This is a genomic window from Novosphingobium sp. (assembly GCF_025351285.1).
Classification (GTDB): domain Bacteria; phylum Pseudomonadota; class Alphaproteobacteria; order Sphingomonadales; family Sphingomonadaceae; genus Novosphingobium.
This window is the reverse complement of the sequence record NZ_JANXWG010000058.1, coordinates 41,922-61,947: the sequence shown is the minus strand read 5'-3', so window position 1 is coordinate 61,947 and position 20,026 is coordinate 41,922. Positions and strand designations below refer to the sequence as shown.

Here is a 20,026-nt window from a genome sequence, read left to right as displayed (position 1 = left end):
CTGGCACAGCGCTGATGTATCTCGACTTCGCTCGACACGAACGGAACGTGGGGAATGGTCCCCTAACTCAGCCGGTCCAAATCCGCCTCGGTCAACGATCCGGGCACGATCATCAACGGGCAGGGCAATTGGTCCGAAATGAAGTGCATGACCAACGGGCCGGGCCCGCCCTCGGGCGCGGCGCCAAGCACCAGCGCGGCGATCTCCGGGTGTTCGGTCAGGTAATCGCGCACGGCCTTGGGGCCATCGCCGCTGCGCACCGCGATCACCGGGTGCAGGCCGGATTCGCTGACGAGCCCGCTTGCCGCCGTGGTGGCGAGCACTTCGGCACGATCGCGCGCTTCGCCTTCGATGGTGGCCTGCACCCCGCTGAACAGCGAGAAATCCTGCTGCGGCACCAGCGCGAGGATGTGCACCGTGCCCCCGGTGCGCACCGCGCGGCGCGCAGCGAAGCGCAGCGCCAGCCGCGCCTCGGCAGTCTCGTCCATGATGACAAGATAGATGCGGTTGTGCGGCATCGGCGTTGCTGACCCTCCCGGACGCAAAATCGCCCCCGCGGACACGTAATTCCTATCGCACCATTGCCGCAAGCCCCTTGACCCTGCGACGAGGGCACGCGAAAGATCGCGCATAACACGCGGCGGGGGCGTAGGCGCGTTCACCAAAGCGGCCGGGTCCTCGCACTGTCAAACTGATGCAGCTTGAAGGACCGATCCATGCCCACTGCGATCAAGATGCCCGCGCTTTCACCCACGATGGAAGAAGGCACGCTGGCCAAGTGGCTGGTCAAGGTGGGCGACACCGTGAAATCCGGCGACGTGATGGCCGAGATCGAAACCGACAAGGCGACGATGGAATTCGAAGCGGTTGATGAAGGCACGATCGTGTCGATCGACGTGGCCGAAGGCGCCGAAGGCGTGAAGGTCGGCACCGTGATTGCGATGATCGCGGGTGAGGACGAGGATGCCACGCCAGCTCAGGCCGCATCTGCAGTTGCGAAAGCCGCGCCTGCCCCCACACCCGTTCGGGCTGAGCCTGTCGAAGCCCTGCCTTCCCCTTCCAACGCGGCGCCAGAAGCGAAGAACAGCCCTTCGACAAGCTCAGGGCGAACGGAGGATAGGGTTGTGGCCTCGCCGCTGGCCAAGCGCATCGCTGCCGACAAAGGCATTGACCTGTCCGCGATCACCGGCACCGGCCCCAACGGCCGAATCGTCAAGGCCGACGTCGATGGCGCAAGCGCTTCACCCAAGTCCGCTGCTGCGCCTGCTGCCGCTCCCGCTGCGGCGGCTCCAGCGTCTGTTGCCGCTCCCGCCGCCAAGCCCGCCGCTGCGTCGGTGCCCGATTTCGGCATCCCGTTCGAAGCGACCAAGCTCAACAACATCCGCAAGACCATCGCGCGCCGGCTGACCGAGGCCAAGCAGACAATCCCGCACATCTACCTGACCGTGGACGTGCAATTGGATGCGCTGCTCAAGCTGCGCGGGCAGTTGAACAAAGCGCTGGAAGCGCAGGGCGTGAAGCTCTCGGTCAACGATCTGCTGATCAAGGCGCTGGCCAAGGCGTTGATCCAGGTGCCCAAGTGCAATGTCAGCTTTGCGGGCGATGAACTGCGCACGTTCAGCCGCGCCGATATCTCGGTGGCGGTGGCGGCGCCTTCGGGGCTGATCACGCCGATCATCGTCGATGCCGGATCGAAGTCGGTTTCGGCGATCTCGATCGAGATGAAGGCGCTGGCCGACAAGGCCAAGCAGGGCAAGTTGCAGCCGCACGAATACCAGGGCGGCACCGCCAGCTTGTCGAACCTCGGCATGTTCGGGATCAAGCAGTTCGACGCGGTGATCAACCCGCCGCAAGCGATGATCCTCGCGGTCGGCGCAGGCGAGCCGCGGCCTTATGTGGTCGACGGCGCGCTGGCGGTGGCGACGGTGATGAGCGCCACGGGCTCGTTCGATCACCGCGCGATCGATGGGGCTGATGGCGCGCAATTGATGCAGGCTTTCAAGTCGCTCGTCGAGAACCCGCTGGGGCTGGTGGCTTGAGTTGCCCAAGCCTGGCCAAACCATCTTATCTCTGGCCTTGACCGGTTTTTGCACGCTCAGCGTGCTAATTTCATCAGGGCTGTGCCTTCTTTATCTTTTTACACTCCTGCTGGGTGGAAATACAAACGCATTTGTGATCATTCCAATGCTGCTTGGATTTATCGCTCTCACATTGTATTTTTGCGCAGATTTCACGCGTGGGAGAAAAATAAGCTCATTGGTTGGCGCCATTTTGACTGCGATACCATCGTATGCCATCGTATTACTTATATATCTAAGCGGCCACGGCATATTTTTAAAATTGCCCTTCAATATTGAGCTTTAGATGGGGAAGATTTTCGAGGTGCGTCTTTTACATTTGGTCAATCTAAAGGGATTGTTAAGAAATGTCTGAATACGATGTGATCGTGCTCGGTTCCGGTCCGGGTGGCTATGTCGCTGCGATCCGCGCGGCGCAGCTTGGGCTCAAGACCGCGATTGTCGAGCGTGAACTGCTCGGCGGGATCTGCCTCAACTGGGGGTGCATCCCGACCAAGGCGCTGCTGCGCTCGGCCGAGGTGTTCCACCAGATGAAGCACGCCAAGGATTACGGGCTTTCGGCGGACAATATCATTGCCGATCTCGATGCCGTGGTCAAGCGGTCGCGCGGGGTGTCGAAGCAGTTGAACCAGGGCATCGGGCACCTGATGAAGAAGAACAAGATCACCGTTCACATGGGCAGTGGCGTGCTCAAGGGCGGCGGCAAGCTGGAAGTGACGGGCGACAAGGGTACGGAAACCATCTCGGCCAAGCACATCATCATCGCCACCGGCGCCCGCGCGCGTGACCTGCCGTTCGCCAAGGCCGACGGCAAGCGCGTGTGGACCTATCGCCACGCGATGGTGCCCACCGAAATGCCGAGCAAACTGCTGGTGATCGGATCGGGAGCGATCGGGATCGAGTTCGCCAGCTTCTACAACGACATGGGCGCCGAAGTGACCGTGGTCGAAATGCTCGATCGGGTGGTGCCGGTCGAGGATGCCGATGTTTCGGCGTTCCTCGAAAAAGCGATCACCAAGCAGGGCATGAAGGTGATGACCGGCGCGGGCGTTGAATCGCTCGCGGTGTCGGATGGAGGCGTGAAGGCCAAGATCAAGCAAAAGGACGGCAAGGTCGTCGAGGCCGATTTCAGCCACGTGATCGTCGCGGTCGGGATCGTGCCCAATGTCGAGAACATCGGGCTGGAAGATTGCAAGATCGAGCCCGACAAGCGCTTCCATATCAAGGTCGATCCCTATGGCCGCACCAATGTGCCCGGCGTGTGGGCGATCGGCGATTGCGTCGAAGGCCCGTGGCTGGCGCACAAGGCCAGCCATGAAGGCGTGACCACGGCCGAATCGATCGCCAAGGAACTGGGCAACAAAGATGTCCACCCCCACGCGATGGACCGCAACAACATTCCCGGCTGCACGTACTGCCACCCGCAGATCGCCAGCGTTGGCATGACCGAAGCCAAGGCCAAGGAGGCGGGCTATACCGTCAAGGTCGGCAATTTTCCGTTCATCGGCAACGGCAAGGCCATCGCGCTGGGCGAGCCCGAGGGCTTCATCAAGACGGTGTTCGACGCGAAAACCGGCGAACTGCTCGGCGCGCACATGATCGGGGCCGAAGTGACCGAACTGATCCAGGGCTATGTCGTGGGCAAGACGCTGGAAACGACCGAGGTCGAACTGATGAACACGGTGTTCGCGCACCCGACGTTGAGCGAGATGATGCACGAGAGCGTGCTTTCGGCATACGGCCGCGCGATCCACTTCTGAGGCGGGGCGCTTGATCGAGCTTTACACCGCGCCGACGCCTAATGGGTGGAAGGTGTCGGTGATGCTGGAGGAGTGCGAGCTGGCGTATCGCACGCATTGGGTGAACATCGGGCAGGGCGAACAGCTCGCGCCTGCTTTCCTCGCGATCAGCCCCAACGGGCGGATTCCGGCGATTGTCGATACCGCGCCCGATGACGGTGGGGCGCCGGTTCCGGTGTTCGAGACGGCGGCAATCCTGGTTTACCTGGCCGAAAAGACCGGGCGTTTCCTGCCCGCCGATCTGCGTGGGCGGACCGAAGTGCTGGAATGGCTGGCGTGGCAAGTCGCCGGGCTGGGGCCGATGCTGGGCCAGCACGGCCATTTCGCGCTCTATGCGCCCGAACGGATCGCCTACGCCACCGATCGTTACCGGCGTGAGGTGGTGCGACTTTACGGCGTGCTCGACAAACGGCTTGAGGGGCGTGAGTTCATCGCGGCGGGCGAATATACCATTGCCGATATGGCCTGCTTTCCGTGGATTCAGACGTGGAAGGCGCAGGCCATTCCGATCACCGATTTCCCCGCGTTGCATGCCTGGTACGAACGGCTGAAATCACGCGAAGGGCTGCGTCGCGGCATGGCGCTGGGACGCGATCGGATCAACCGACGCCCGCAGGACGATACCACCACGCGCAAACTGCTGTTCGGGATCGAGGACGCGTAAGATGGCCGGCCACGTCGAGTTCTTCTTCGACCTTTCCTCGCCGTGGACGCGGCTGGCATTCCACAACATTCAACCGATCCTGGCAGAGACAGGCGCAAACGTCCGCTGGCGGCCGTTCCTGGTTGGCGGGGTGTTCAACGCGGTCAACCCCAGCGTCTATCAGGCCCGCGAAAGCAACGATCCGAAGATGGCGCGCTCGTTCGGCTGGCTCAAGGAATGGGCGGCGCTGGCCGGGCTGGCGATGAACTTTCCATCGCCGTATCACCCGGTCAAATCGGTGTGGGCGATGCGGTTCTGCTGTGCGTTGGAGGACCGGCAGGCCGATCTGCACGCCTTCGCCGAAGCCGCGTTCGAGACCTATTACCGCGATCAGCAGAACCTCGATGATTCAGCCGTGCTGGTGTCGATTGCGCAGGGTTGCGGGCTGGATGGCGCAGCCTTGGCTGCATCGGCGCAAACCGGTGCCATCAAGGACCGCTTGCGCGCCAACACGCAAGAGGCGATCGACCGCGGCGCGTTCGGTTCGCCGACGATGTTTGTCGCCGGTGAGGCAATGTACTTCGGCAATGATCAATTGCCGCTGGTGCGGGCGGCGCTGTCGATGGTTGCCACAAAGAGCTGAACGACAACGCGAACTGATTCGCTTGATGCCGGCGCGAGTGCCGCGTCCGTTCGATCTATTTTTGGCACGTGAAGTGCAAATTCGCATTTGCCTGAACTCGATGGTCTTTAAACACAGTCGCTGTGATCGTTGCAACAGAACACCGCAGCTTACCGCGAAAAAATATCTGTTCATCGCACGTTGAGACATTCCAAAAAATTGGAAATCGATTGCATCATATTTGCCGAAGCTACGTAATTTCGCCTCGTGCAATTCAGGAACTTGCGTTACCATCTGGCAACCGAGTGTGGAGAGCACCGGGTCGTGGTAAATTATTTTGCCTGCCAACCTGCATCTGAACCCCAACAGTCAGGGCTATCATCATGAATAAATCCTCGAAGCGACTTTTCGCCTTTGCAAGTGCCGCGCTGGCGCTGTCGGTAGCGGTGCTCTGGCCCGGCCATGGCATTCTTGCTGCCGACCACCTCGATCCCCCTGCGCGCACCGATATCCTTTTCGACTCAACCCCCGACAAGCCGGCTGATATCGCGGACGTTTTTGCGTGGCACACCGCGACGACGACGGTGTTCGTTGTCACTTTCGCAGGGCCCGTCGCGACGACATTGCCGGCGTTCTACGATCGGGATGTGCTGTACAAGATCAACATTTCGAACACCGACGCAACGACGACGCCGAACATCCCGATCACCGTGAAATTTGGCAAGGGCGCGAATGCAAACCAGTTCGGCGTGCAGATCAGCGGCATCCCGGGGGTCAACGGTGCCATTGTCGGGCCGGTTGATTCGACGCTGGTGAAGGATGGCGTGACCGCGAGGGCAGGTCTGTTCGACGAACCGTTCTTCTTCGACCTGCAAGGGTTCAAGGATACGGTCGCAACCGGCCACCTCGCTTTCAACAACAAGCGCAACTTCTTCGCCGGACAGAACGACACTGCGATCGTGATCGAGATCCCGTCAGATCGATTGAACAATGCCGGTCACGTTCTCAACATCTGGGCAACGACCGCCCGTTTCGGAGGGCAGATCTGATGACCCGGATTTCTTTCAAGTTTCGACGTGCCGTTCTGATGGCGCCGCTGGGGTTCGCGATGGCAACGCTATCGGGTTGCGGCAATGACTATGCCGCGCCGACCCCTACGCCATCCGCTTCAGTTACCGGTACTGCGGCAAGCTTCGATGTTACGCCTTGTCTCAACCAGACCATCCCCGGAACCGGGCTTACGGTTGCGCAGGCGGTCTTGCCCGATACGCTGAAGCTCAACCTGAACGCGCCGTCCGGCTTTCCGAATGGGCGCACGTTGACCGATCCTGTAATCGACGTGACGCTGGCCGTGATCTTCCTCAACTTGTCGAAAAACAGCCCGGCTACGCTCGCGGGTCTCCCGCTCAATCCGCCGGCCAACGACTTGCCGTTCAAGTCTGCCTTCCCGTATCTTGCCGATCCGCAAGGCACACCGCCACGCGCAGACACCACCGGCACCAGCTTCGATTTCCGCACCGATGCCGATTCGGCCTACACGCGTGTCGACCGGATGGGCATGCCGGCCGTCGCAACAGCGTTGATCGGTTCATCGATGAAGACGGCTTACAATGACGCCAATCCTTCCGATGACGCAGCGGGGAAGTTCGTGCCCGAGATCACCTCGCGTCTTACGGCGCTGGCCACGGCACTGAACCTCGATTTCTACGGCGCCGGTCTATCACCCTGCGCGGTGGCGAAGTAAATTCGAACCGGGTCCCGGTCTGGAAGGGGGCATCCCTGCATCCCTCCGGACCGGGCTTGTCCGCGATCGAACCCGCATGATTGAAGCCCTGCGCCAACTACGTTTGCCGCAGCACGGCATGAGCCGCGTCGGGCTCTTGCTCGCACCGCTCATTGTCCTGCTGCTGGTTGTCGGGCTCGATCGGCCGTGGCGTTCGTGGAACGCAACGCCGACAGGAACGGCCGAGATTCCCAAGCTCGGCATCGGACCACGTAATTTCGCCGATGCCTTGGCCAAGACCGATGATAAAGTTGCGTTCGCACGCGGCCGGGCGCGCGATGCCGCAGACCAGTGGCTGGTGCAGGAGGCGCTCGCCGGCGCGCTCGTTGCTCGCTTTCGGTTGACCGGCAATTACGATGATCTGGCCGAGGCCGATCACGCACTCACAATTGCGCGGGCCAATGCCCCTGCGGCATCGGGCCCGATCATGACCGAAGCGGTGTTCGCGATGATGGTTCATCGCCAGGACCGCGCACTGGTGGCGCTGGATCGGCTCGGCCATGCTGCGGTGCCGACCGAATCAGACGAATTGGCCGAATCCCGGGCTATCGAAGGCGATGTTGCGTTCTATCGAGGCGACATGGCGGGCGCGCGTTCAAAGTATCGGGCAGCGGATAAACTCGACGCCGGGGCGAGCGCGACTTATCGCTGGGCCGTACTCGCCAAGGCGCAGGGCGACTTTCCGCGCGCGCTTGCTGAATTTTCGCGGTCGGCCGACAGCAAGCACGGCATCGCGCCGTTACACGTGGCAGGCACCGCATTGCAGATCGGCGCGATCGAACTCGCTCGTGGCAATACCGCTGAGGCCAGGCGGTGGTTCGTCAAGGCTGACAACGCCTTCCCGGGCTTCTGGCTGATCGAAGCGCATCTCGCACAAGCCCGCGCCATCGACGGCGATCTGCCCGGCGCGATTGCGCAGATGCGCGATGTGGCGCAGCGCAGCGGGTCGGCCGAGGCGATGGACGCCCTGGCGATGCTGTTGCGCGCACAAGGCATCGGCGACGAAAGCCGCATGTGGTCAGCCCGCGCCGATACCTTGTGGCGCGAACGGCTGAACCAGATGCCCGAAGCCGCATTGGGCCACGCGCTGGAGCATGAACTGGTGTTCGGCACGCCCGAACGCGCGCTTGATCTCGCCACCCGCAACCTGGCCGCGCGACCTTACGGTGAATCGCGCCTGTTGATGGCGTCCGCCTTGTTGATGAACGGACGCACAGAGCCCGCATTGGACCAATTGGCCCAAGCCGAACGCTCCGGCTGGCGCAGCGCCCCTCTTTACGCGTTGCGCGCGCAAGCATTTGAATTGTCGAGCCGGGTGGCAGATGCGGAAGTTGCCCGGCGTGAAGCGCAGACGCTCAATCCGCATGTGTTCGAACCTTGGACCGCGCTGGTATGGTTTTCGCACGGGTGATCCAACGGGGCCGGCTTTGGGTAGTGGTGGCCGCCGCCATCGTGCTGCTGTGCGGATCACCTGCGGCCGCGCACCTCACGCCCAATTCCGAAGTGCAGATGGCGATCGGTCACTCCTCGATTCGCGCCGATGTAATCGTGCCGCAAGGCGAATACGCCTTCGCTACCGGCAATCCTGTCAGCAACGATGCGCGATCGCTGGACCTTGCGCGCGCCTATCTCGAAGACCGCTCTGCAATCCTTGCTCCCGACGGCCGGCGATGGTTGCGGCACATCGAATCGATCGCTTTTGCCCAGATTGCCGGGCCGCCCGATCTCCACGTTGTCGAACAGTGGACCCCTCCGCCCGGCGCGCCGCTGCGCCGCTTCACGATCGACTGGCACGTGCTGGTCGATGCCTTGCCCAATCACTTCGCACTGTTTCTGGTAAGCTCCGACGTGGCAAACCGGGTCGGCGCCGTGCACGAGGTGATCGGCGCCGTGCGCAGGCATTCGGCGCGCCTTGTGGTTGATAGAGGTGGCAGCTCTGCACTCACCGCGTTCACCAATGCCGTCATGGTGGGGGTGGACCACATCCTGGGCGGCTACGATCACCTGATGTTCCTGCTGGCACTGCTTCTGCCCGCGTCGCTGATTGCCAGCGGCGGCCGATGGGTTGGGTTGCGCCCCATGCGAAAGACGATCGGGCATCTGGCCAGGATCGTGACCGCCTTCACCATCGGCCACAGCGTCACGCTGATCGGTGCGACGCTCGGCCACTGGCACCTGCCGTCCGCGCCGGTCGAGGTGATGATTGCGATTTCGGTCCTGGTTTCGGCCATTCATGCCATCCGGCCGCTTGCACCAGGACGAGAGCCGCTGATCGCGTTGATCTTCGGATTGATCCACGGGCTCGCCTTTGCGACGATCTTCGCGCAGGCCGGCGCCGCGATGGGCAGCGGCGCGCTTGGACTGGCAGGGGTGAACCTCGGGATCGAAATGGTCCAACTCGGCATCGTTCTCGTTACGGTCCCGGCGCTGCTGGTCCTGGCATCGACCCCTGCCTACCCGCCGATCCGAATCGGCGCAGCAGCCTTCGCCTGTCTGGCGGCGCTGGCATGGATCGTGAACCGAACAACCGGCGAGCTGGCAAATCTGGTGGCCGCACTTGAAAGCGCCATGTCGCATGCCGGCTGGCTCATCGCGCTGCTATCGATCGCGGCTCTGACAGTGCTGGTATCAAATCGGCTCGCGATCGCCGCGGCCCATTCTGGCAAGCACGCATAAAGTTGGCGGACAGGGTGGGATTCGAACCCACGGTGAGCTTCCACCCACGGCGGTTTTCAAGACCGCTGCAATCGACCACTCTGCCACCTGTCCGTGCGTGGTGTAAAAAGGCGGCTAGCGCGATGGCCGGCGTTTGTCATCGTTTTTGCGCCTGCTTGGTGAGCGTTCACCAGCAGCGACGCAACGGCTTGGCATTTTCCGGCTGTTCACAGCCCAAACAATCGGCTTTGCACCCGGCATGGTCACGGTCGAGAATCGCTTCGGGGCTGTTACGGTGCGGGATCGCGATTCGTCACAATCCTGTCATTTATCGCGCCTAGCCGCTGCGAGTGTGGTGAGGCGCTTGCCACGTCTGTCGGATAAGGGGCGTTAGCAGCGATGGCTTCGGTTGGACCCACTGGCGCCGCCTCGCGCGAACGCGAGACGCCACCCGGCGCGTTTGGCGAAACCGCGTTCCGGTCGCTGTGCTTCGGCGCTTCGATGGTGCTGATGATCGGATTGGCCGGATTGATCATTTCGTTGGCGATCGGCGGCTGGCCGGCCTTTGCCAAGTTCGGGTTTTCGTTCTTCACGTCGAGCGAGTGGGACCCGGTGGCGGACCGCTATGGCGCCGCAGGGCCGATCGCGGGAACGCTGATCACCGCTTTCCTGGCCTTGCTGATGTCGTTGCCGCTGGCGGTCGGCGTGGCGATTTTCCTGACCGAATTCTGCCCGCCGCGCATCGCGCAGCCCTTGGGGATGGCGGTTGAGCTGCTCGCTGGCATTCCGTCGATCGTTTACGGCATGTGGGGGCTGTTCGTGCTCGCTCCGTGGTTCGCCGCGCATGTGCAGGCTCCGCTGGCCGCATCCGTAACACCGGGATCGTGGCTCGAACGCGCCTTCGCCGGGGTGCCCAACGGCGCCAACATCTTCACCGCCTCGCTGATCCTGGCGGTGATGATCCTGCCCTACATGGCCTCGGTGTTCCGCGAACTGCTGATGGCGGTGCCGCCGCAAATGCGCGAAGCGGCTTACGGCATCGGCAGTACCTCGTACGAAGTCGTTGGCTCCATCCTGATCCCGTACGTGCGCACCAGTGCGATCGGCGCGGTCATGCTGGGGCTGGGCCGTGCACTGGGCGAAACGATGGCGGTGACGTTCATCATCGGCAACAGCCACGCATTTCCGAAAAGCCTGTTCGATTCGGGATCAACGATCGCATCGACCATCGCCAACGAATTCACTGAGGCGACCGGCGAACTCCACGTCGCGGCGCTGATTGCGCTGGGCCTCGTGCTGTTCGTGATCACCTTCGGTTCGATCGCCGGCGCACGGCTGTTGCTGGGCCAGGAAAAGTACAAATGACCGCGCCCGACAAAACTTTGACGACGCCCACGCAGACTCCGAACCGGTTCGAGCGTGATACGCGGCGCAAGATCATCAACATGGTGTTCGTCGTGCTGGCGACCGGCGCCACCGCCTTCGCGGTCGGTGCGTTGCTGCTGATCCTGTACTCGCTGGTGGTCAACGGCCTCGGCGGGATCAATCTGGCGGTGTTCACGATGGACCAGCCCCCGCCGGGCGAAGTGGGTGGCCTGCGCAATGCCATCCTGGGTTCGATCATCATGTGCACGATGGGCATGGCGCTCGCGGTCGTGGTCGGCATTCTGTCGGGTACCTGGCTGGCCGAATACGGCGATGGCAGCCGTATCGCATCGACTGTGCGGTTCCTCAACGACGTGCTGCTTTCGGCGCCGTCGATCCTGGTCGGCCTGTTCGTTTACGAGATGCTGGTACGGCCATTTCATGGGTTTTCGGCGCTCGCCGGTGCGGTGGCGCTGGCGTTTCTGGCCACTCCCGTGGTCACGCGCACGACCGAGGACATCCTGCGGCTGCAAAGCGGCGCCCTGCGCGAGGCCGGCATGGCATTGGGCGCCAACCGCGGTTTCGTGATCCGCACGATCATCTGGCGGGCATCGCAATCGGGGCTGGTGACCGGCGCACTGCTCGGCTTTGCGCGGATCAGCGGCGAGACGGCACCGTTGCTGTTCACCTCGCTCGGCAACCCGTTCCAATCGTTCCGGCTCGATCAGCCGATGGCGGCGCTGCCCACGACGATCTTCCAGTTCGCGCTTTCGGCTTATGACGATTGGCGGCGGTTGGCCTGGGTCGGAGCGCTGCTCATCGCCACGACTGTGCTGGCAATCAACATTCTCGGGCGTGTTCTGACCCGCGGGAGTACCCACAAGTGAATTTCGAACTTTCGCAGGAAGAACAACCGTCGGTCATCCACGGTCCGCCAGCGGGCTCGCTGGTGATCGACGTGCGCGGGCTCAATTTCTTCTACGGCAAGACGCAGGCGTTGTTCGATGTCGATCTGCCGGTGGCGCGCAACCACATCACCGCGCTGATCGGGCCTTCGGGCTGCGGCAAATCGACGCTGCTGCGCACGCTCAACCGCATTTACGATCTCTATCCCAACCAGCGCGCCGAAGGGCAGATCCTTTTCAACGGCGAGGATGTGCTGTCGGGCAAGGGTAGCGATGACGCCAGCGACGGCAGCCAGCGGGTCAATGGCGATACGTCGCGGCTGCGCGCACGCGTGGGCATGGTGTTCCAGCGGCCGACGCCGTTTCCGATGTCGATCTACGACAACATTGCGTTCGGGGTGCGGCTGCATCGCAAGGTCAGTAAGGCCGACATGGACGTGATCGTCGAACGCGCGCTGACGCGCTCGGCGCTGTGGGACGAGGTCAAGGACAAGCTCAACCAGTCGGGCCTGGGCCTGTCGGGCGGGCAGCAGCAGCGGTTGTGCGTGGCGCGCGGCATTGCGGTGGAGCCCGACGTGCTGCTGCTCGACGAGCCAGCCTCGGCGCTCGATCCGCTTTCCACCGCCAAGCTGGAAACCGCGCTGGTCGAGTTGAAGGACACCTTCTCGATCGTGATCGTGACGCACAACCTGCAGCAGGCCGCGCGCATTTCCGACTATACGGCGTTCATGCTGATGGGACGGATGATCGAATTCCGCGCCTCGACCGACGCCTTCGTCAGCCCCGAAACACAAGCCATGCGCGATTACGTAACGGGCCGATTCGGCTGAGCCTTTGTGTGTAACGGCACGCTGGCTGGCTTGATCGCACTTGCGATCCTGTTGGTGACAAAGCGATTTCGCACCACGTTCGGGTGTGGCATGGTCATCCGCATGGCTAAACACATGACAGGTTGGCGCAAATTGTGCGGGTTGGTCGCCGCCTTGGCGATGGCGGTTCCCGCTGCCGCGCAGGCACCCGGCAGCGAAGGCGGTTTCCAGGGCTACATGCAGGTGCTGGCTGCGCGCGCGCGTGCGCAAGGTGTCAGCGAGGCGACGATCTCCCGCGTCATGCCGCAACTTACCTTCAATGCGCGCGTGATCGAACTCGATCGCACTCAGCCAGGTGGCGGACCGGCCCCCGGGCCCATTCCCGCCTTCGCGCCCTATCGCGCCAAGCACGTCGACGCGGTGCGGATCACGCAAGGACGCCGTCAATATGAGGCGTCTGCCACGACGATCGGCTCGATCGAGCGGACGTATGGCGTGCCGGGTTCAATCCTTATGGCAATTTGGGGAAACGAGTCGAACTATGGCTCGTATACCGGTGATTTCGATCTGTTTCGTTCGCTCGCCACGCTGGCTTACGAAGGCCGCCGACGCGAACTGTTCGCGCAGGAATTCATCGCCGCGCTGAAGATGGTCGATCGCGGTGTGCCCCGCGGCAAGATGGTGGGAAGCTGGGCCGGGGCCTTCGGCAACCCGCAATTCCTGCCCAGCGTCTATTTGCGTGTGGCGCGCGACGGCGATGGCGACGGATTCGCCGATATCTGGTCAAGCCGCGCCGATACGCTCGCCTCGATCGCCAGCTACTTCCGCGATGCCGGCTGGCGGCGCGGCGAACCGTGGGGCGTTGCGGTCTCGGTTCCCGATGGGCTGAACCGCGCCGCGCTCGCCAACCGCCTGGCCAGCCCACGTTGCGGTCCGGTGTTCCAGCGCCACAGCCGCTGGCTGTCGATGCGCGAATGGCGCGCGCTGGGTCTGGAACCGCGCGGTGGCGCCTGGCCGGCGGATTCGATGCAGGCCACGCTGCTCGAACCCGATGGCCCTGGGCGAACTGCGTATCTGCTAACCGGAAATTATCGGGTTATCCTCGATTACAATTGCTCGAACTTTTATGCCCTTTCCGTGGGACTGCTCGCCGATGCGATCCGTAATTGACCTTACTGCCCTGGGCACGCTTGCCCTGATCGCCGTTACCGTAACGCCGATACCGGCCAATGCGCGCGCACCGCGCACCGAATCCGTCGCCACCACCGGCGTGGGGCCGGAAAGCGATTACCCGCTGGTGGTGGGCGAGGCGTTCACTGTCGATGGCAAGACTTACGTACCCAGCGACACGATGAATTACGACGCGGTTGGTTATGCGGAAGCTGGCGAGGGCGGGGATATTGTAACGGGCGCGCACCGAACGCTGCCGCTGCCGAGCTATGTCGAGGTGACCTCGCTGACTTCGGGCAAGACCATCCTCGTCCGGTTGACCAGGCGCGGGCCGATGGCAGGTGCCAACCTCGTGGCGCTGTCGCCGGGAGCATGGTCGCAATTGGGACTGGGTGCGGACGCCAAGGCGCCAGTGCGCGTCCGCCGGGTCAATCCGCCCGAGCCCGAGCGGGCGATGCTGCGCCTGGGCCAGCACGCGCCCGATCGCATGGAAACGCCGCCAGGGTTGCTGGGCGTACTCAAGCGCAAGCTTGGCGACGGCAGCGTTGCGGTGCTCAGCGAAACAGCGCGAGGAGCGGCGGCCAGCCCGATGGCAGGGCAGCCCTCCGTGATCAAGCCCGATGCTGCCAAGCCAGGCTTGGCCGAAGTCTTGCCAATCAAGCCGGTTTCGGCGCCAAAACCTGCGACTCAAAAGCTTCAGACCCCAAAGCCGCAGGCTAAAATCGCCAAGCCAGCCATTGCTCAGAAGGCAGCGCCTGCGGCAATCACTGCGGCGCCACCCAAAGTCCCAGCTCCGGTGGTGGCCAAGGTCATGAGACCTTGGGTGCCAAGCGCCACCAACCCGGCACCAGCCAACCCGTCCTCGGCTGGGCTGCTAAAATCCTCCCAAGCCGTTCAGGTCGGTGCGTTCTCCAGCGAAGACCGGGCCAAGGCGGCAGCGACCAAAATCGGCGCCCAGGTCTCGCAGTCCGGCAAGGTCTGGCGCGTCAGGCTGGGTCCGTTCCCCGATCAGGCCAGCGCCGATCGCGGGTTGGCGAAAGCACGCGCCGCCGGCTACCGCGATGCACGGATCGTTCGCGAGCCCTGATTGCATCGCGCCTGACAACTGGCCATGACGGCGGTTGAGCCCGGAACGACAGTCGTTACGGCACAACGCGAGATTGACCGGTTGAGTGGACGCTTCATCAGTTTCGAAGGCGGCGAGGGCGCGGGCAAATCGACCCAGGCACGGATGCTTGCCGATGCCCTGCGCGCGCAAGGGACCGAGGTGGTCATCACGCGTGAACCCGGCGGCACGCCCGGGGCAGAGGCCATTCGTACGTTGTTGCTGACCACCGAGGGGACGGGCTGGAATGCCCGCGCCGAAGCGCTGCTGTTTGCCGCCGCGCGCAGCGATCATGTCGAGCGGCTGATTGCACCCGCGCTGGCACGCGGCGCCTGGGTGGTGTGCGATCGTTATCTCGACAGCAGCCGCGCGTATCAGGGTGGCGGCGGCGGCTTGACCGATGCCGATTTGCTTGCGCTCCATGCGATCGGCAGCTCGGGCCTGCTGCCGCACCGCACCGTCCTGCTCACGCTCGATCCGGCGATTGCAGCGACGCGCATCGCGTTACGTGACGGTGACGCGGTGGATCGTATCGGCGGACGTGACCGCGCTTATCACGACCGAGTCGATGCGGCATTCCGCGCGATCGCCCGCACAGCGCCCGATCGCTTCGTCCAGATCGACGCCTCGCGTAACGCACAAGCCATTCATCGCGACATCTTGGCGTCGTTGGCCGCGGACCTGCCGGCATGACCGTGCGGACGCTACGCCGATGATCGGCCACGATGATGCCTGGAAAACGTGGCGTAACGGGATAGCTTCGGGTCGGCTGCATCACGGCTGGATCCTTGCGGGGCGTGAAGGACTGGGCAAGGCCGGCTTCGCGCGCGCGGCTGCGGCTGAATGGGTCAACCAGGCGGGTACAAAGCAGCCTGCGCCCGAAAGTCACCCAGACATCCTGTTCATAACGCCACTGGCGGCGAGCGACGACGATTTGCGCAAGCAGGCCGAAGGCAAGCCTTACGCGCTCAAGCGCAGCATCTCGGTTGAGCAGGTCCGGCTGATGCAGCGCCGTCTCGTAACGCGGCCGACGCTCGGCGATCGACGCGCGGTCATCATCGATTCGGCCGACCTTTTGGAAAAAAGCGCAGTCAACGCCTTGTTGAAAAGCCTTGAAGAACCGCCACAAGGCACGGTTTTGCTGCTGGTAGTGCACCGGCCCGGCCGGCTGCTCGCCACGATCCGCTCTCGCTGCCAGATCATGCGATTTGCCCCGCTGGACGCCAAAGATCTCGCGCTGGCGCTTGATGAAACCCTGGCAGCGGCAGACCCGGCAACGCGTGCCTCGCTGATCCAAATGGCCGCAGGGTCCCCTGGCGCGGCGATGGCCTTCGCAGACCTCAATCTCGGCAAGGCCGCCGCGTTATTCACCAGGCTGCTCGAACAGGGTGACCCCAATCTGTCGTTACGGAGCGAGCTGTCGAGCGCGCTCGGTCAACGCCCCGGCCGGGACGCACAACTGGGCGCGATCGAGGCCGCGAGGCGATTGTTGGTGACGCGCTTGCCGCTTGCATCGCCCGCAGAACGCCTCTGCATTGCCGATGCTCACCAGCAGCTCGTTCAACTTGGCGCGCAGGCACCGACATACAATTTCGACGCAGGGTTGTTGCTGATGGAAATCGGCGGGTTGCTGGCTTCGGTGGCGGCCTCTAGGGAAGGGGCCAACTAGTCCAGTCCCGAAAGAACCAGGCCAACCCGATGGGCGCACCTTACACGATCACTACCGCGATCAGTTATCCCAATGGCCGTCCGCATATCGGCCATGCCTACGAGGCGATTGCGGCCGACGTCATCGCACGGTTTCACAAGGCGCAGGGCCGGGACGTGTTCTTCCAAACGGGCACCGACGAACACGGTCTCAAGATGGTGCAAAAGGCGCGTGAACTGGGCATTGAACCAGCAGCACTGGCCGACGAAATGTCACAATATTTCATTGATATGTGTGCTGAACTTCACATTGAATATGACAATTTTCAGCGTACCTCTGAACCCCGGCACCACGCCGCAAGCCAGGAACTCTGGAAGCGCATGGAGGCAAACGGCGATCTTTATCTCGACCGCTACGAGGGCTGGTATTCGATCCGCGACGAAGCTTACTACGATGAAAGCGAACTCGTTGCAGGTGAGGGCGGCGAAAAATGCTCTCCCCAAGGCACCGAAGTCGAATGGACCGTTGAGGAAAGCTGGTTCTTTCGCCTCTCAAGCTACCAGAGCAAACTCCTTGAACTCTATGAAACACATCCCGATTTCATTCGCCCGGAAAGCCGTCGCAATGAAATGAAGGCGTTTGTGTCGGGAGGGTTGCGCGATCTTTCGATTTCGCGGACCAGTTTCGATTGGGGGGTCAAGGTCCCCGGTAGCGAAGCGCACGTGATGTACGTGTGGGTCGATGCCTTGACCAACTACCTGACTGGGCTTGGTTGGCCGGATGAAACCGCAACGTTTGCAAAGCATTGGCCGGCGGACCTCCACCTGATTGGCAAGGATATCGTTCGGTTCCACACCATTTACTGGCCGGCTTTCCTGATGAGCGCCGGCCTGCCTTTGCCACGGCAGGTGTTCGGGCACGGTTTTCTGCTCAACCGCGGGCAAAAGGAATCCAAGTCGCTTGGCAACGTGACCGATCCCATCGCGTTGGCCCAAACATTCGGTGTCGATCCCTTGCGGTATTTTCTGCTGCGCGAAGTCGCATTCGGGCAGGACGGTAGCTACTCGGCCGAGGCAATCGTTGCGCGCTGCAATGCCGAACTGGCGAACAGCTTCGGAAATTTGGCTCAACGCACACTTTCCATGATTTTCAAGAATATGGGTGGTGAACTTCGTTCAGATACTACGGAAACAGAGGCCGATCGGCAATTGCGGGCAACCGTAGCCAGCAAGATCGCGGCTCTGCAGATCGAATTCGAAACGCTTGCGTTTAGCGATGGCCTCGATGCCTGGATGCAGGGGATCTTTGCATGCAACCAGTATGTCGACGAACAGGCGCCGTGGGCGCTCCGCAAGACCGATCCCGATCGCATGGAAGCGGTGCTGATGACGCTGTTCCGTTGCGTGCGGGATCTGGCCATTGCGCTGCGGCCGGTGACCCCGGGGTCTGTCGACCGCCTGCTCGACCAGATGGGAATCGGCTCGTCGGAGCGCGACTTCTCGGCGCTCGCGGACAGAAAATGGTTCGATGCGCTAGTGGCCAGCGGTTTCCGCCTGGAACAGCCCATCGGCGTATTTCCGCGGATCGAAGCCCCGGCCGACGAGGCGGCAGCCTGATGCTGGTCGATTCGCATTGCCACTTGAATTACAAGGGGTTGGTCGAAGATCGGGCAGGGGTGCTTGCCCGTGCGCGGGCCGCTGGCGTGCAAGGCTTTCTCAACATCTCGACAAAGCAGAGCGAATGGGCGGCCGTTCTGGCGACAGCCGAAGCCGAGCCGGACGTTTGGGCCAGCGCGGGCATTCATCCTCACGAGGCGGATCAGCACGCCGGGTTGGAACTGGACGACTTGCTGGCGGCCACCGCAAACCCAAAGGTCATCGCGATCGGTGAAACCGGGCTCGATTACTTCTACGATCACTCGGACCGCGCGGTTCAGCGTGCCTTGTTCCGCATGCACATCGCAGCCGCGCGCACGACAGGTTTACCGCTCATCATTCACACCCGGGACGCCGAGGCCGACACCGCCGCGATCCTTGCGGAGGAAATGGCGGCGGGAGCATTTCTTGCGCTGATCCACTGTTTCACCGCTTCGGCCGAGTTTGCGCAAACTGTCCTGGATCTCGGCTTGACGATTTCGTTGTCCGGGATTGTCACGTTCAAAAATGCGCGTGATTTGCAAAAAATCGCAGCGGAGTTGCCACTGGACCGCATCCTCGTGGAGACCGATGCGCCGTTCCTGGCGCCAATTCCGCATCGCGGGCGGACGTGCGAGCCGGCTTTCGTCAAGGATACGTGCGCTTTCGTGGCTGGGCTTCGTGGAATGACCAGCGATGCGCTCGCCGAGGCAACCGGGCATAATTTCGCCCAGCTTTTCAAGAAGGCCGGCTTGTGAAACTGATCATGCTCGGGTCGGGTACGTCGACCGGCGTGCCGCGTATCGGCAACGATTGGGGCGCATGCGATCCCGACGAACCACGCAACCGCCGGACGCGGGTTTCGATCATTGTCGAGGGCGACGACGGTGCGCGACTGCTGGTCGATACCTCGACCGATTTGCGCCAGCAGATGCTTGCCAATGACATCGACCGGATCGACGGGATATTCTGGACGCACGACCATGCCGATCACACCCACGGCATCGATGATCTGCGCGCAATCCGCTATGGTCGCAGCGGGCCGATCCCGGGCTACGGCGCCGATGAAACCGTGCGGCGCTTGCGGCAGCGCTTCGGGTATGTGTTCGCGGGGCAGTTCGGATATCCGACCATTTGTGCGATCGATACGCTCGATCGGGTGCGAATGGTTTCGGGCATCGGCGTTTCGCATTGCCAGGTTCCGCATGGACCTGTGCAGTCGACCGCATACCGATTCAGCCAGGCAGGAAAATCAATCGGTTATGCGACCGACTTCAGCGAGTTGACACCCGAGCTTGTCGCGTTGTTCGAGGATTGCGACTTGCTGGTGGTTGATTGCCTGCGCCGGCAACCACACCCTACGCACGCCCATCTGGGTATGGCGCTCGAGTTGATCGCGGCTTCCAGGGTTCGGCGCGGCATTTTGACGCATCTCGACAAGTCTATGGATTACAGGAGCTTGCTGGACGAAGTTCCTGGCAATGTCGAACCCGGCTATGATGGTTTGGTGGTCGAATTGTGAATGGTATCGACTCCGATCGGGCTGTTGCAATTGTCGGATCGCTGATGGCACTTGTCATTGTTGCCGCTGCGGCGCGCCGGCGTAGCGTTTCGATGCGGTCGGGAATGGTCATGCTGCTGATCTGGGGCATTATCATCATTGCGGCCGCAACGGCAATTGCGTTGCTTGGACGCTGAATTCGTCAGCATCACGCCCCATGGTTTAACATAATAATTATTATCAATCATAAGGACCGTAAGCGCAAGTTAGAGATGTCACAACCGGGACGTCTGGCGGTTCCAGTGGCAT

The 20,026-nt window shown here is 62.4% G+C and carries 20 protein-coding genes and 1 tRNA gene; 19 read left to right on the top strand and 2 right to left on the bottom strand.

The features are described 5' to 3' along the window. Positions 1–62: 62 nt before the first annotated feature. Positions 63–518: a universal stress protein gene (locus tag Q0R16_RS07495; RefSeq protein ID WP_295634378.1), complete on the bottom strand. Its 456-nt coding sequence runs from the start codon at positions 516–518 to the stop codon at positions 63–65. A gap of 198 nt (positions 519–716) precedes the next feature. On the opposite strand from Q0R16_RS07495, the gene Q0R16_RS07490 reads away from it, so the two are divergent. The 8 genes from Q0R16_RS07490 to Q0R16_RS07455 all read left to right on the top strand — a co-directional run bounded on the left by Q0R16_RS07490 (position 717) and on the right by Q0R16_RS07455 (position 9,601). Further along, positions 717–2,039 (top strand): pyruvate dehydrogenase complex dihydrolipoamide acetyltransferase, encoded by a 1,323-nt coding sequence (locus Q0R16_RS07490; protein WP_295634375.1) that lies wholly within the window; start codon positions 717–719, stop codon positions 2,037–2,039. A gap of 386 nt (positions 2,040–2,425) precedes the next feature. Beyond that, positions 2,426–3,838, top strand: coding sequence for a dihydrolipoyl dehydrogenase (gene lpdA, locus Q0R16_RS07485; RefSeq protein WP_295634373.1), 1,413 nt, complete (start codon positions 2,426–2,428; stop codon positions 3,836–3,838). A 10-nt stretch (positions 3,839–3,848) separates the two neighbouring features. After that, complete coding sequence (locus tag Q0R16_RS07480; RefSeq protein WP_295634371.1) at positions 3,849–4,541, top strand: glutathione binding-like protein; 693 nt, start codon at positions 3,849–3,851, stop codon at positions 4,539–4,541. 1 nt (position 4,542) lies between these two features. After that, positions 4,543–5,163, top strand: a complete 621-nt coding sequence (locus Q0R16_RS07475; protein ID WP_295634369.1) for a 2-hydroxychromene-2-carboxylate isomerase — start codon at positions 4,543–4,545, stop codon at positions 5,161–5,163. Positions 5,164–5,525: 362 nt separating this feature from the next. Further along, a complete protein-coding gene (locus Q0R16_RS07470; protein ID WP_295634366.1) occupies positions 5,526–6,191 on the top strand; it encodes a DUF4331 family protein in 666 nt (221 codons plus the stop codon). Further along, complete coding sequence (locus Q0R16_RS07465) at positions 6,191–6,886, top strand: DUF4331 family protein (protein ID WP_295634363.1); 696 nt, start codon at positions 6,191–6,193, stop codon at positions 6,884–6,886. The genes Q0R16_RS07470 and Q0R16_RS07465 overlap by 1 nt, the downstream gene beginning before the upstream one ends. A gap of 76 nt (positions 6,887–6,962) precedes the next feature. Beyond that, on the top strand, positions 6,963–8,336 hold the full coding sequence (locus Q0R16_RS07460) for a hypothetical protein (protein WP_295634361.1): 1,374 nt from the start codon (positions 6,963–6,965) through the stop codon (positions 8,334–8,336). Between the two features lie 26 nt (positions 8,337–8,362). Then, positions 8,363–9,601, top strand: a complete 1,239-nt coding sequence (locus Q0R16_RS07455; protein WP_295634358.1) for a HupE/UreJ family protein — start codon at positions 8,363–8,365, stop codon at positions 9,599–9,601. Positions 9,602–9,604: 3 nt separating this feature from the next. Here Q0R16_RS07455 and Q0R16_RS07450 read toward each other — a convergent pair. Beyond that, positions 9,605–9,694: transfer RNA gene (locus Q0R16_RS07450), tRNA-Ser, on the bottom strand. Between the two features lie 285 nt (positions 9,695–9,979). Here Q0R16_RS07450 and pstC point away from each other — a divergent pair. The 11 genes from pstC (at position 9,980) to Q0R16_RS07395 (ending at position 19,914) form a co-directional block, all read left to right on the top strand. Further along, positions 9,980–10,945, top strand: coding sequence for a phosphate ABC transporter permease subunit PstC (gene pstC / locus Q0R16_RS07445; RefSeq protein ID WP_295634355.1), 966 nt, complete (start codon positions 9,980–9,982; stop codon positions 10,943–10,945). After that, a complete protein-coding gene (pstA, locus tag Q0R16_RS07440) occupies positions 10,942–11,832 on the top strand; it encodes a phosphate ABC transporter permease PstA (protein WP_295634352.1) in 891 nt (296 codons plus the stop codon). Before pstC ends, pstA begins: the two co-directional genes overlap by 4 nt. Continuing rightward, a complete protein-coding gene (gene pstB / locus Q0R16_RS07435; RefSeq protein WP_295634349.1) occupies positions 11,829–12,680 on the top strand; it encodes a phosphate ABC transporter ATP-binding protein PstB in 852 nt (283 codons plus the stop codon). Before pstA ends, pstB begins: the two co-directional genes overlap by 4 nt. Before the next feature lie 159 nt (positions 12,681–12,839). Beyond that, complete coding sequence (locus tag Q0R16_RS07430; RefSeq protein ID WP_295634390.1) at positions 12,840–13,829, top strand: lytic transglycosylase domain-containing protein; 990 nt, start codon at positions 12,840–12,842, stop codon at positions 13,827–13,829. After that, positions 13,813–14,916 (top strand): SPOR domain-containing protein, encoded by a 1,104-nt coding sequence (locus tag Q0R16_RS07425; protein ID WP_295634346.1) that lies wholly within the window; start codon positions 13,813–13,815, stop codon positions 14,914–14,916. Before Q0R16_RS07430 ends, Q0R16_RS07425 begins: the two co-directional genes overlap by 17 nt. Positions 14,917–14,940: 24 nt before the next feature. Continuing rightward, the gene (gene tmk, locus Q0R16_RS07420; RefSeq protein WP_295634343.1) at positions 14,941–15,627 is read left to right on the top strand and encodes a dTMP kinase; all 687 of its coding nucleotides are present in this window, start codon (positions 14,941–14,943) and stop codon (positions 15,625–15,627) included. Positions 15,628–15,646: 19 nt separating this feature from the next. Next, a complete protein-coding gene (locus Q0R16_RS07415) occupies positions 15,647–16,603 on the top strand; it encodes a DNA polymerase III subunit delta' (RefSeq protein WP_295634340.1) in 957 nt (318 codons plus the stop codon). Positions 16,604–16,632: 29 nt separating this feature from the next. Continuing rightward, entirely contained in the window at positions 16,633–18,198 is a 1,566-nt protein-coding gene (metG, locus tag Q0R16_RS07410) for a methionine--tRNA ligase (protein ID WP_295634338.1), read from the top strand. Then, positions 18,198–18,974, top strand: a complete 777-nt coding sequence (locus tag Q0R16_RS07405) for a TatD family hydrolase (RefSeq protein ID WP_295634335.1) — start codon at positions 18,198–18,200, stop codon at positions 18,972–18,974. The genes metG and Q0R16_RS07405 overlap by 1 nt, the downstream gene beginning before the upstream one ends. Then, positions 18,971–19,738 (top strand): MBL fold metallo-hydrolase, encoded by a 768-nt coding sequence (locus tag Q0R16_RS07400; protein WP_295634332.1) that lies wholly within the window; start codon positions 18,971–18,973, stop codon positions 19,736–19,738. The genes Q0R16_RS07405 and Q0R16_RS07400 overlap by 4 nt, the downstream gene beginning before the upstream one ends. Continuing rightward, a complete protein-coding gene (locus Q0R16_RS07395) occupies positions 19,735–19,914 on the top strand; it encodes a hypothetical protein (protein WP_295634329.1) in 180 nt (59 codons plus the stop codon). The genes Q0R16_RS07400 and Q0R16_RS07395 overlap by 4 nt, the downstream gene beginning before the upstream one ends. Positions 19,915–20,026 lie beyond the last annotated feature (112 nt).